The following is a 12,125-nucleotide window of genomic DNA, read 5'->3' as shown; positions in this document are numbered from 1 at the left end:
TGGCGGCGGCCGGTGCTCAGGATCGTACGGCGACCGGCCACGACCCCGCGCCATGACGGCGCGGCGGTCCGTCACGATGTCGTCAGCCAGCGGTCCCGCAGACCCGCCAGGACCGCGACGGACACCGCCAGCAGCACCAGGCTCAGGGCGATCGCCGCCTCCGGGTCGTTCTGGAGGGCGAGGTAGACGGCGAGGGGCATCGTCTGGGTGCGGCCGGGGAAGTTGCCGGCGAAGGTGATGGTCGCACCGAACTCGCCGAGCGCGCGGGCCCAGGCGAGGACCGCGCCCGCCGCGATGCCGGGGGCGATCAGGGGCAGGGTGACCCGCCGGAAGGCGGTGAAGCGCGAGGCGCCGAGGGTGGTGGCAGCCTCCTCGAAGCGCGGGTCGGCGGCGCGCAGGGTGCCCTCGACGCTGATGACGAGGAACGGCATCGCGACGAAGGCCTCGGCGACGACGACTCCCATCGTGGTGAACGGCAGCGTGATCCCGAACCACGCGTCCAGCCACTTGCCGATGACGCCGTTGCGGCCGAGGGCGAGAAGCAGGGCGACACCGCCCACCACCGGGGGCAGCACCAGCGGCAGGGTCACCAGGGCCCGTACGAAACCGCGTCCCGGGAACTGCGTGCGGGCCAGCAGCCAGGCCAGCGGCACGCCCAGGACCAGGCACACCGCGGTCGCCGCGGTGGCGCTGAGCAGGGACAGCTGGAGCGCCTGCCACACCTCGGCGCTGGTCAGCTGCTCGGGCAGGCCGTGCCAGGGGGCCCGGACGAGCAGGGCGACCAGGGGCAGCACCAGGAACGCCAGGGCCAGCACGCCGGGTACCAGCAACGGCAGCGGCACTCCACGCCGCGCCCGGACGCGCCGGCGCCGCGGCCCGCCCACCAGGGCGTCGGTCGCGGCACCGGACTGGTCCACCTTGCTCACGGCTTGAGGAACCCGGCCTGGGTCAGGACCTGCCGGCCCTCGGCGGACTCGACCAACGCGATGAACGCCTTGGCCGCCTCGGCGTTGGGGGCGTCCTTGAGCACGGTGATCGGGTAGTCGTTGATGGCCTTGGCCGACTCGGGGAACTCCACGCCCTCCACCTTGTCACCCGCGGCCTTCACATCGGTCTTGTAGACCACCGCGGCGTCGGCCTCCTTCAGCACCACTTTGTTCAGGGCGGACTTGACGTCCTCCTCGTAGGAGGCCGGGGTCAGCTTCAGCTCGCTGGCCTCCAGGGCCTTCTGGGCGGCGGCGCCGCAGGGCACCGTCTTGTCGCACAGGACGACCTTGAGCCCGGACTTGGTGAGGTCCTTCAGGGAGGCGACCTTGTGGGGGTTGCCCGGCAGGGTGGCGATCTCCAGCTGGTTGCGGACGAAGGTGACCGGCGTGCCGACCGCGTCCTGCTTGTCCGTCACGATCGCCATGGTCTTGGGGCTGGCGGCGGCGAAGACGTCGGCGGGAGCGCCGCCCGTGATGCTCGCGGCGAGGGTGTCGCTGCCACCGAAGTTGAAGCTGACCTTGGTGCCCGGGTGCTGCTTCTCGAACTCCTTGCCCAGGGTCGTGAAGCTCTCCTTGAGCGACGCGGCGGCGAACACGGTCACCGTGCCGGACAGCTTCGGTGACGCGGGCGACGAGGCCGACTTGTCCGACTTGGGGGACGCGTCGGCGGAGTCGTCGGAGGAGGAGCAGGCGCTCAGTGCCAACAGGGCTGCGACACCTGCACCGGCCACCTGCAGCATCCGCCGGGTGCGGCGCGCGGAACGGGTCATCACGGTTGTACTCCTCTGACTCAAAGGGAAAAGCTGTCGCGCCCTTCCACGGCCGCCTGACGCCGACCGCGTGGCGATCATAATGCCGCAGATGCAAGCCTTAGGTCTGCTGTCGCATCGCATGAGCCGTACACACTGTGGAGTGTGGTATGCATGTGCGTTTGTACGGTGGGCCCGGCCGGGTACGGTCAAGCGGGAGGTGGTCGCACGTGACGTCCGCGGAAGTCGCCCTGACCGGAGACCTGGCCCGCCGGCCCGGCTGACCGTGCCGGACCTGCTGTGCTGGCCGCAGCACCGGGTGCGGGTGAGCTTCGAGTGCGCGACGAGCGGGACGCAGCACCACGGGTTCGCCGGTCCGCGCCTGTACGACGTCCTGACCGACGCGGGACCCGGCTTCGACCCGGCGCGGCGCAAGGACCGGCTGCGCTTCCTCATCGCCGTCAGTGGTACGGACGGCCAGCACGCCCTGTTGTCCTGGGCCGAGATCGACCCCGATTTCGCCCCACGCCCCCGTTCTGCTCGCCGTCAGCATCGACGACACCGCGCTCGACGCGGCCGGGCCTCAGCTGGTGCTGCCGCAGGACCGGTGCGGGGCCCGGCACATCAGCGGGATCACCGCGATCCGGGTGGACGGCGGGTACCACTGCTGGGGCCGGCGCCCGCCACACCCGGTCGCGCGTCAGCGGCAGCTCCGTGCAGCGCGCGCCCGTCGCGTCCCGCAGCGCGTTGGCCAGGGCGGGGGCGACCAGGTTGAACGGGCTCTCGCTCATCGACTTGGCGCCCAGGGGCCCGATCGCTTCGGCCGTCTCCGTGAAGTGCACCTCGGTGCGCGGCACATCGGCGTACTTCGCGCACCTCGACCGGACCGCCGCGTACCTCTTCACGCCGTCGGGGCGCACGGTCGCGGCCACGGCGGGGGCGGCCGCGATACCGGCACGCGAGGCCGCCGCGCTGGTGGCGAACGGCTCCGGGTGACCGTCTCGGTCGACGCGGGCGCCGCCTCGCCGTACGAGCGCCGCGTCCTCTACCTGCCCGACCCCGAGCGCGGCGACGGGCCACGGAACGCCGGGCGGCGGACGAACTGGCCGGGCTGCTGGCCGGGCCCGCCGCGCCGGCCGACGCCGTGGCGGCCGCGCTGCGCCGCTGCGGGCTGCCCGACGAGGGGCGGTATCAGCTGGTCGTCGCCGGCACCGGCGAGCGATGGGCCGGGGTGGCGGAGGGGGCGCTCGCGGAGGTGGCCGGACACCTGGCCACGGGGTCGTGGGGGCCGCGGCGGTGGGGCGGCTGCCGGACGGGGACGCGTGCGCGGTGCTGCAGGGCGTTCTCTCCGACGGCGCCCTCGACGAGGCGTGGCGGCTCGTCGACGCCTGCGAGCCCGCCGTAACCCTGCACGGCGGAACGGCCGCGCCCGCGGCCGGGCCCGGGGAACTGCACGGGGCGCCGGCGCAGGCGCGCTACGGGCTCACCTCGGCCCGCACCACCGCACCGGACCCCTCGCCCTCACCGACGCGGCCACCCTCGCGAGCCTCGACACCCTGCTGACCGGTGTGCCGGCCGATGTCCGCGTCGCCTACAGCCGTACGGTCCTCGGCCCGCTGCTGGACACCGACCGTGCCGCGTGCGCCGTCCTGCCGCACACCCTGGAGGCCTTCCTGGCCTGCGACGGATCCTGGGCGCGCACGGCGGAGGCCCTGCATCTGCACGTCAACACCGTGCACTACCGGGTCCAGCGGATGGAGCACTTCACCGGCCGCGACCTGTCGCGCCTCACGGATCGCCTCGTAGTGCCAGCTCGGCCGTGGCCGTCAGACGCGGTCGATGTGCACGTTCGTCGACTTCACCCGGGCCGTGGCCTCCATGCCGACCTCCAGGCCCAGTTCCTCGACGGCCTCCCGGGTCAGCAGGGAGACCAGCCGGTGGGGGCCGGCCTGGATCTCGACCTGGGCGGCGACGTCGCCGAGTTTGATCGCGGTGACGATGCCGGGGAAGGCGTTGCGCACCGAGGTGTACGACGTCTCCTCCTCGGTCGCTCCCGTCCTGGCGAGCTCGACGGAGAAGGCGGCCAGGTCCTTGCCGTCGATGACGCGGCGCCCGGCCTCGTCGCGGTGGGTCGTCACCCGGCCCGCGTCCGCCCAGCGGCGAGCCGTGTCCGGGCTCACGCCGAGCAGCCGTGCCGCCTGGCCGATCGTGTAGGACTGCATGCGGGTCACGATAGGGGCACGGGCCGGGAACGTGGACGTGGGGTTGGCCGTTGGGTATAACGCGATATAGCGTTAGTTCGCGAGAGTGGGTCGAGTCGTTCGTTCGGTCTGATCGGGGTGAGGGTATGTCGGCTGAGCTCGTGGGTGTGGATGCGTCGCCCGGGGTGCGGGCCTCGCACGCGGACCGGGACCGCGTGGTGGACGCGCTGACCGTCGCCGCGGGTGACGGCCGGCTGACCGCCGAGGAGCTGGACGAGAGGGTGGAGGCCGCGCTGACGGCCCGCACGCTGGGCGAACTGGCCGCGCTGACCGCGGACCTGCCCGCCGCGGCCGGGGCGCCTTCGGCCAAGGACGTCGTCCGCATCGAACAGCAGGGCGGCTCGACCTCGCGCGGGGACGGTTGGGTCGTGCCCCGGCGGCTGGAGATCGAGTCGGCCTGGGGCGATGTCACGCTCGACCTCACCGGGGCCGTGATCACGCATGACGCCCTGCGGATCGACCTGGACATGCGCGGCGGCACGCTGCGGCTGGTGACCCCGCCGGGCGTCGTCGTGGACACCGACGCGCTGGTGCTCGGCTACGCCAAGATCAAGTCGCGTCCGGCCGGGGACTCCGGGACACCCGTGGTGCTGCGCGTGGAGATACACGGGCGGATGAGCTACGGCCGGGTCGTGACCGGGCCGCGGCGCCGCGGGCTGGGCCTCAGGAAAGCCCCGACTCCCTGAGCACCGCCCGCGCGGTCGTGTCGTCGATCTCGCGGCCCAGCCGCTCCAGCAGGTCCGCGCCCTGCCGCAGCGTGCCCCGCTCCAGCGAGTGGCGCACGCCCGTGTCGAGCTCGTGCCAGAGCAGGGGGTTGGCGGCGAGGACACGCGGGTCGAGCTCCAGACGGCGACCTCGGGCGTCGCGCAGGACGAGGTGTGAGGAGACGTCGCCGAGTTGCCGTACGGTCACCAGCTCGTCGGTACGGACGGTGTGCCGCCGCAGGATGCCGCGTACCGCCAGCCAGCCCGGGCCGGCGGTGACGCGAGGGGGCAGCAGGACGACGAAGGCCGCGGTGGACAGGGCCAGCCACAGCGCGGTGCGCGACGGTGTCAGGGTGCCCGCGTCCCAGTCGATCAGCAGGGACAGAGCGGCGAAGACGACGGCACAGCTGACGGCGAGCCGGGCGCTGCCGCGCCAGTGTCGGTCGCCGGTGAGGCTCAGCGGTCCATTCCGTCGCACGCTGCCGACGCTAGGCCCGGACGGGCGCGGCGCCCCCGGCCACTGACGGCCTCCTGACGCCGCGCCGCTGGATCTTGACGCGTTCCTGACGGCGGACGGTTGACGGCTGATGCCGGACGCGCCGCGGGGCTGGGCGCCAGAGGTCGGCGCCCAGCCCCGCGGCTGGAACGGCTGTGCGGTACGTCCGGTGAGCCGTGCCCCGTCGGGGCCCCGCGTCAGCCGGTGTGGACGCGCGGGCGGCGGGCCCGGTCCGGCTCCGCCTCGCGGAGCACCTCGCGGGTGACCGGGGCGACCTCGCCCTGGCCGAAGAGGAAGAAGCGCAGGAAGTTGGCGAAGGGATTGCCCTCGGTCCACTCGAAGTAGATGTGCGGGGTGCAGCCCGTCATGTCCCGGACGTGCAGGAGGAGTGCCGCCAGGGCGTTGGGGATGGAGGCGGACTCCACGGTCAGGACGCGGTAGCGGTTGTGCAGGACCTCGCCGCGTACGGTCAGGCCCGCCTCGAACTCCGAGGGGTCGGTCACCGTGACCTCGACGAAGACGAAGTCCTCCTGCTCGGGCATCTCGTTGTCGGCCCGGATCTGCTCGATCTTGTCGCGGTACTCGGCTTTGTCGCGTCGGTCGGGCTCGTTGGCGATCAGGCGGATCTTGCGGCTGGCCATGTCGCGGACGAATCGTTCCGCCATGTCGTCCAGCTCGACGTGGGTGACACGGAGCTCGAAGGCACGGGCCAGCCGGGACAGCAGCGAGACCAGGATGATGCCGGCGATGAAGCAGGCACCGATCTTCACACCGTCCGGGCGCTCGATCACGTTGACCACGGTCGTGTAGAGGAAGACCGCCGAGATGATCGCGAACCCGATGCACCAGTTCCGCTGGCCGGCCTTGTGCGCCGCGATGGTCACGGCGATGGCCGCGGAGCTGATGAGCACCAGCACACCGGTGGCGTAGGCGCCGCCCTGCGCGTCGACGTCGGCGTCGAAGATCCAGGTGACCAGGAAGGCGACCAGGGTGAAGACGATGACCATGGGACGCACCGCGCGCGCCCAGTGCGGGGCCATGCCGTAGCGGGGCAGGTAGCGCGGCATCAGGTTGAGCAGGCCCGCCATGGCGGAGGCGCCGGCGAACCAGAGGATCGCGATGGTCGAGACGTCGTAGACCGTGCCGAAGGCGTTGCCGAGGTACTCGTGCGCCAGATAGGCCAGGGCACGGCCGTTGGCCTGGCCGCCGGACTTGAACTCGTTCTCGGGGATGAGCAGCGTGGTGATGAAGCTGGTGGCGATCAGGAAGCAGCTCATGATCACGGCGGCGGTGGTCAGCAGCTTCTTGGTGTCCCGGATCCGGCCGACCGGCCTCTCCTCGGTGTCGCTCGGGTCGCCCTCGACGTGCGGCATGACGGCGACGCCGGTCTCGAAGCCGGACAGGCCCAGCGCGAGTTTCGGGAAGACGATCAGGGCCACGCCGATCATGACGAACACGTTGCCGTGCTCCGCCGTCAGGGCGCTGGTCCAGTCGGTGATCACATGGCCCGCGGTGGCGACGTGCCACATGCCCACGATGACGACGACGACGTTCAGGGCGAGGTAGATGCCGACCAGGGCGACGGCGACGCCGATCGCCTCCAGGAAGCCCTTGAGGAACACCGCGCCGAGCAGTGCCACCAGCAGCAGGGTGATCAGCAGCTGCTTGTCGTGCAGGGCGCCGGTCAGGTGCGGGTTCTCCACCAGGTGGGTGGAGGCGTCGGCGGCCGACAGGGTGATGGTGATCAGGAAGTCGGTGGCCGCGAAGCCGAGCAGGGTCAGCACGAACAGCTTGCCCTGCCAGAAGGAGAGCAGCCGCTCCAGCATGGCAATGGAGCCCTCGCCGTGCGGGCTCTCCTCGGCCACCCGGCGGTAGACCGGCAGGGCGCCGGCCAGGGTGACTATGACGAGCACGATGGTGGCGATCGGCGACAGCAGACCGGCCGCCAGGGCGGCGATGCCCGGCTGGTAGCCGAGGGTGGAGAAGTAGTCCACGCCGGTCAGGCACATCACCCGCCACCAGCGCTGGCCCTTGTGCGTCGGCGCCGCCTCGGCCTGCTCTCCGTGCTGGCCGGCACCCTTGCCCATGTCGGACAGGCCTTCCAGCATCCACGCCCGAAGGCGACTGGGAGGCGGGTGTTCGGTCGTGGCCATCGGCCTGCTCCTTGTGCGGCTCAGTGTATTTTCCGGCCATCACGCGGACGGCCGCACCAGCGTATGCAGAGAGTGATGTCCGGGCCCACGGATCACATGGCCATGGGCGTCAAGCTTGCGTTAAGAATGGCCCGGTGGGAGCAGCTGTCGCATCAAGAAGCGGAGGCGTGGACGCCGAGGCCGCGCACTGGACTGTATGGGGGAGGGCCGCCGATCCGCGGCGGTCGGACACCGAGCGTCATCCCCGCATCGACCTTACGCCCCTGTCGCTCCTGCCGCCGTTGTCGCCGCGGAGCCCGGGGGCTGTCCGTGTCGCGGCGGGCGCGGCTCATATGCCGAGCCGGGCGCAGGCCACCGGGCTGCCGACCGCGTAGTGCAGGTACTCGCGGACCAGCCGGAAGCCCGCGGTCCAGGCGAGCAGTCGGCTGGAGCGGTTGTGGACCGAGCAGTTCCAGCTGGGGACGTGCCCGCGCGCGGTGATGTCGGCGCACAGGGACGTGACACAGGCCAGGGCGAGGTGGTGGCGTCGGCGGTCGGGGACCGTGTAGACGGCCAGGTCCTCGAACCGGGAGCCCCGGAAGTAGGTACAGGCCACCGCCAGGATCCGGCCGGACCCGCCGACCGCCACCCAGGTGTGCCCGGACGCGGCGAGGCCGTACGGGCCGCCCCAGCTGGCCGAGAGCCAGGAGGCGTCCGGGCCGAGGGCATGCACCGCGTCGGCGTCCGCCGGTTCCAGCCGCCGTACGGTCACCCCGATCGGGACATGCGCGGGCTGCGGAGTCACCTGGAGCGTCCAGACCATGCGCTCCCAGGGGGTGAGCCGGTCGAAGGCGGCGCCGAGCGCCGGCAGGAACCTCGCGGGCGCGTCGACGCGGCTGCCCGCGAGCGGGGCGAGGACCTCCGGGCCGAGCGTGTCCGGGATGCCGCGCAGGACGACGTGCCCTGCACACGACACGGCGACCACGCGCGGCCGGTCGGCCCGGTCGGCCCACCAGCGGCCGACGCCGGTGGTCAGTACGTGCTCGCCGATGGCGGCCGGTCCGGCGGTGCCCGCTGGGAACCAGCGGGTGAGGGCGGGCAGTTGACGGGGGGAGAGTTCGATCATCGACGCCTCGTGAAGTGGGAGACATGGCCGGGGCGGGCGAGCGGGAGCACACGCGTCGCCCGCCCCGGTGGCCGGCGACCCCGCCGAGCGGTGGTGTCGGCGCCGGCCGCTGGTGTCAGCGCTGGCCGGCCTTGGAGCCGTGGTTGGCCTTCTTCTTGCGGCGGGCCTTCTTCTTGCGGGCTCGCTTGGACATGTGTGTCAACTCCGTGGGTGTGAGCGGGGATTCAAGAGGCGCTGCGGCCGACGAGCAGGTCGGCAAGCTTGTTCAGCCGCTTGACCGTGCGGTCCTCGGTCGCGGCCGGGGCCGGGGTGACGCGCTCGTCGCGGTCGTAGTAGGCGCCGTTGACGATCTCGACGGCCGGGTCGCACAGCCGGACCACGTGCGCGGCGCCCTCGGCGGCGGAGGCGCCGTCGTGGGCGTAGAGCGGGAGCAATGCGGTGTCGCACACCCCCGGGTGTACGGAGACGGCGGTGATGCGCGCGTCGGCCGTGAACACCGTGAGGGCCAGCTGGGACTGGGCGTACGCGGCGAGGCGGGAGTAGCGGCGGGCGCGGTTCGGGTCGGCCCAGGAGATGGACGCCGTGCGGTGCAGCGAGGAGGACACGTTCACCACGCGGCCGCCCGGGTCGCTGACGAGCGCCGGCTCCAGCAGGCAGGTGAGCAGGTAGTGCGCGAGGAAGTTGACCTGGAAGGCGATCTCGTTGCCGTCGGCGGTCACCGTGTGCCGCTCCGGCGCGGCGATGCCCGCGTTGTTGACGAGCACGTCGAGGTGCGGGTGCTCGGCGACCACCTCGTGCGCGAGTGTCTCGACCTCGTCCAGGCGGGAGAAGTCGGCCGCGTACGTGCACAGGCGGTCGGCGTCGACGCCGACCGTGGCGACGAGCTTGTCGGCGGCGGCGCGCGCCTCCTCGGCGGTGCGGCCGTGCAGGAGCACGGTGACGCCGCGCTCGGCCAGCTGCCGGGCGGTCTCGAAGCCGATGCCGGAGGTGGCGCCGGTGACCAGGACAGTACGCGATGAAGGGGTGGAGTCGGACATGTTCCCATCCGGGGTTGCGGGCACGCGCCACGGCCCCTGGTCGGGGCGGCGGACGTGCGGAGTGAAAGGAGAGAGCAAAGGAGACGGGGCGCCGGACCAAGGTCACGGCGCCCCGCGGGTCACGGAAGGCGAAGGCGCGTCAGCGGGACGCGAGCGCTTCCGGGCAGCGCGGCACACGACTCAGCGGCCGAGCGGGACTCGGCGGCCGGTCGAAGAGGAGCCAGGCGCTGTTCACAGACTCCATGCAAGCCCTCCCGCACACCCCGGACAAGCCGAAATGCCGTTCTCTGACGGGCTTCTGACGTGCGCATACGGGTCCTTGACGGAGCAGCCACCCGATCGGGCGAGGTTCAGCCAAGGCCGGGACCCGCGAGATCAACAGGTCGATCAGCTTGATGCCGACGAAGGGCAGCACCAGACCGCCGAGCCCGTAGAGCAGCAGGTTGCGGCGCAGCAGGTCGTGCGCCGACGAGGGCGTGTAGCGCACTCCGCGCAGTGCCAGCGGGATCAGCGCCACGATGATCAGCGCGTTGAAGATGATCGCCGAGGTGATCGCGGAGGTCGGGCTGTGCAGCCCCATCACGTTGAGGGACTCCAGGCCCGGATACGCGCCCGCGAACATCGCCGGGATGATGGCGAAGTACTTGGCGACGTCGTTGGTGATCGAGAACGTGGTCAACGCGCCCCGGGTGATCAGCAGTTGTTTGCCGATCTCGACGATCTCGATGAGCTTGGTCGGGTTGGAGTCGAGGTCGACCATGTTGCCGGCCTCCTTGGCGGCCGTCGTACCCGTGTTCATCGCCACGCCGACGTCCGCCTGAGCCAGCGCCGGGGCGTCGTTGGTGCCGTCACCGGTCATGGCGACGAGCTTGCCGCCCTCCTGTTCCCGCTTGATCAGGGTGAGTTTGTCCTCGGGGGTCGCCTCGGCCAGGTAGTCGTCGACGCCCGCCTCCTCGGCGATCGCCTTGGCGGTCAGCGGGTTGTCACCCGTGATCATCACAGTGCGGATGCCCATGCGGCGCAGCTCGACGAAGCGTTCGCGGATGCCGTCCTTGACCACGTCCTTGAGGTGGATCATGCCGAGGACGCGCGGCCCGTCCCAGTCGTGCACCGCCACCAGGAGGGGCGTACCGCCGCCGGCGGCCACGGCATCGGCGTGCAGCCGGGCCTCGGGCGGCACTTGGCCGCCGTACATCTCCACCCACTCGATCACCTGCTGGGCGGCGCCCTTGCGGATCGCGCACACCGCGCCGTTGCCCCAGCGCAGATCGACTCCGCTCATCCGGGTCTGCGCGCTGAACGCCACCCAGCGGGCGTTCGCCGGCTCGCCGTCGGCGGGTGCGCGCAGCCCGTGCCGGTTCTTCGCCAGGACCACCACCGAGCGGCCCTCGGGTGTTTCGTCGGCCAGCGACGACAACTGGGCGGCGTCGGCGAGCTGCCGTTCGTCGACGCCGGGCAGCGGAACGAAGGCGGCGGCCTCCCGATTGCCCAGGGTGATGGTGCCTGTTTTGTCCAGCAACAGCGTGTTGACGTCGCCGGCCGCCTCGACCGCCCGGCCCGACATGGCGAGCACATTGCGCTGCACGAGCCGGTCCATGCCCGCGATGCCGATCGCGGACAGCAGTGCCCCGATCGTGGTGGGAATGAGCGTGACGAGCAGTGCGACCAGCACGGTCGTCGACTGGGCGGCGTTCGCGTACTCGGCCATCGGCTGCAGGGTGACCACGACGAGCAGGAAGATGATCGTGAGCGAGGCCAGCAGGATGTTGAGGGCGATCTCGTTCGGGGTCTTCTGCCGGGAGGCGCCCTCCACCAGGGCGATCATCCGGTCCAGGAAGCTGTGCCCGGGGCGTGCGCTGACCCGGACCACGATCCGGTCCGACAGGACCGTCGTACCGCCCGTGACGCCGCTGCGGTCGCCGCCCGACTCGCGGATCACGGGTGCCGACTCACCGGTGACGGCGGACTCGTCCACCGCCGCGACCCCGTCGACGACGTCGCCGTCCGCCGGGATCATCTCGCTCGCTTCCACGAGCACCACGTCCAGCGGCTTCAGCTCGGTGGCGGCGACCGCCTCCGTGCGGGCGGTGCGCACGTCGGTGCCGTAGCGCCAGTTCAGCAGTCGTAGCGCCACCGTGTCCGTGCGGGCCTTGCGCAGGGACTCGGCCTGCGCCTTGCCGCGGCCCTCGGCGACGGCCTCGGCGAGGTTGGCGAAGACCACGGTCAGCCACAGCCAGGCGCTGATGACCCAGGTGAAGACGGCGGGGTGCAGCAGCGCCGACACGGTGGTCAGGGCGGCGCCCACCGAGACCACGCAGAGCACCGGGTTCCTCACCAGGATTCGCGGATGCAGTTTGCGTAACGCCTCGGGGAATGAGCGGACGAGCTGGGCCGGTTCGAACAGTCCGCTCGGGGTCCGACGTCTTCCTGCTCTTCCTTCTTTTCCTCGTCCTTTCGACTCCGGACGGGACGGACGGGGGGCATGCGAGGGCGGGGCCTGATCGGGAGCGGCGCGCAACATGAAGACCTTCGTCGGGTGACAGGGATGGCGGGCCGCGAGGAGCCGTGGGGGGGGGGGGGGCCCGCCCCCCCCCCCCGGCGCCCCGGGGGGCGGCGTGGGGTGGCGGGGCGCCC

Annotated in this window: 10 protein-coding genes and 3 pseudogenes; 4 read left to right on the top strand and 9 right to left on the bottom strand. The window is 71.9% G+C overall.

What is annotated here, in order from left to right:
- Positions 1-71: 71 nt before the first annotated feature.
- Both ACWGKT_RS40865 and modA read right to left on the bottom strand, forming a co-directional pair.
- Positions 72-926 (bottom strand): ABC transporter permease, encoded by an 855-nt coding sequence (locus ACWGKT_RS40865; RefSeq protein WP_453277671.1) that lies wholly within the window; start codon positions 924-926, stop codon positions 72-74.
- Complete coding sequence (gene modA / locus ACWGKT_RS40860; protein WP_453277670.1) at positions 923-1,756, bottom strand: molybdate ABC transporter substrate-binding protein; 834 nt, start codon at positions 1,754-1,756, stop codon at positions 923-925. Before modA ends, ACWGKT_RS40865 begins: the two co-directional genes overlap by 4 nt.
- A 149-nt stretch (positions 1,757-1,905) precedes the next feature.
- On the opposite strand from modA, the pseudogene ACWGKT_RS40855 reads away from it, so the two are divergent.
- Positions 1,906-2,406, top strand: a pseudogene (locus ACWGKT_RS40855) (hypothetical protein); the annotation flags it as partial.
- A gap of 6 nt (positions 2,407-2,412) precedes the next feature.
- Here ACWGKT_RS40855 and ACWGKT_RS40850 read toward each other — a convergent pair.
- A pseudogene (locus ACWGKT_RS40850) lies at positions 2,413-2,658 on the bottom strand (hypothetical protein); the annotation flags it as partial.
- Positions 2,659-3,016: 358 nt separating this feature from the next.
- Between ACWGKT_RS40850 and ACWGKT_RS40845 the strand changes: the two are divergent.
- Together ACWGKT_RS40845 and ACWGKT_RS40840 are read left to right on the top strand one after the other, a co-directional pair.
- Positions 3,017-3,298: a hypothetical protein gene (locus ACWGKT_RS40845; RefSeq protein WP_453277669.1), complete on the top strand. Its 282-nt coding sequence runs from the start codon at positions 3,017-3,019 to the stop codon at positions 3,296-3,298.
- A gap of 5 nt (positions 3,299-3,303) precedes the next feature.
- Positions 3,304-3,480, top strand: a pseudogene (locus tag ACWGKT_RS40840) (helix-turn-helix domain-containing protein); the annotation flags it as partial.
- 81 nt (positions 3,481-3,561) lie between these two features.
- On the opposite strand, the gene ACWGKT_RS40835 reads toward ACWGKT_RS40840, so the two are convergent.
- Positions 3,562-3,957 (bottom strand): TOBE domain-containing protein, encoded by a 396-nt coding sequence (locus ACWGKT_RS40835; protein WP_356154761.1) that lies wholly within the window; start codon positions 3,955-3,957, stop codon positions 3,562-3,564.
- 125 nt (positions 3,958-4,082) lie between these two features.
- Here ACWGKT_RS40835 and ACWGKT_RS40830 point away from each other — a divergent pair, with 125 nt between their 5' ends.
- Entirely contained in the window at positions 4,083-4,682 is a 600-nt protein-coding gene (locus ACWGKT_RS40830) for a DUF1707 SHOCT-like domain-containing protein (RefSeq protein ID WP_453277668.1), read from the top strand.
- Here the strand turns inward: ACWGKT_RS40830 and ACWGKT_RS40825 are convergent.
- From ACWGKT_RS40825 to kdpB, 5 genes are all read right to left on the bottom strand, one after another.
- The gene (locus ACWGKT_RS40825) at positions 4,660-5,178 is read right to left on the bottom strand and encodes a hypothetical protein (protein ID WP_453277667.1); all 519 of its coding nucleotides are present in this window, start codon (positions 5,176-5,178) and stop codon (positions 4,660-4,662) included. The genes ACWGKT_RS40830 and ACWGKT_RS40825 overlap by 23 nt on opposite strands.
- A 215-nt stretch (positions 5,179-5,393) precedes the next feature.
- A complete protein-coding gene (locus tag ACWGKT_RS40820; RefSeq protein WP_453277666.1) occupies positions 5,394-7,349 on the bottom strand; it encodes an amino acid transporter in 1,956 nt (651 codons plus the stop codon).
- Between the two features lie 328 nt (positions 7,350-7,677).
- A complete protein-coding gene (locus ACWGKT_RS40815; RefSeq protein ID WP_453277665.1) occupies positions 7,678-8,454 on the bottom strand; it encodes a GNAT family N-acetyltransferase in 777 nt (258 codons plus the stop codon).
- Positions 8,455-8,678: 224 nt separating this feature from the next.
- The gene (locus tag ACWGKT_RS40810) at positions 8,679-9,491 is read right to left on the bottom strand and encodes an SDR family NAD(P)-dependent oxidoreductase (protein ID WP_453277664.1); all 813 of its coding nucleotides are present in this window, start codon (positions 9,489-9,491) and stop codon (positions 8,679-8,681) included.
- 139 nt (positions 9,492-9,630) lie between these two features.
- Positions 9,631-12,012 (bottom strand): potassium-transporting ATPase subunit KdpB, encoded by a 2,382-nt coding sequence (gene kdpB, locus ACWGKT_RS40805; protein ID WP_453277663.1) that lies wholly within the window; start codon positions 12,010-12,012, stop codon positions 9,631-9,633.
- Positions 12,013-12,125 lie beyond the last annotated feature (113 nt).

This window comes from Streptomyces sp. NPDC054794, assembly GCF_053611585.1.
Note: the sequence above shows the minus strand (reverse complement) of the source record. Positions and strands in the feature narration are given on the sequence as shown.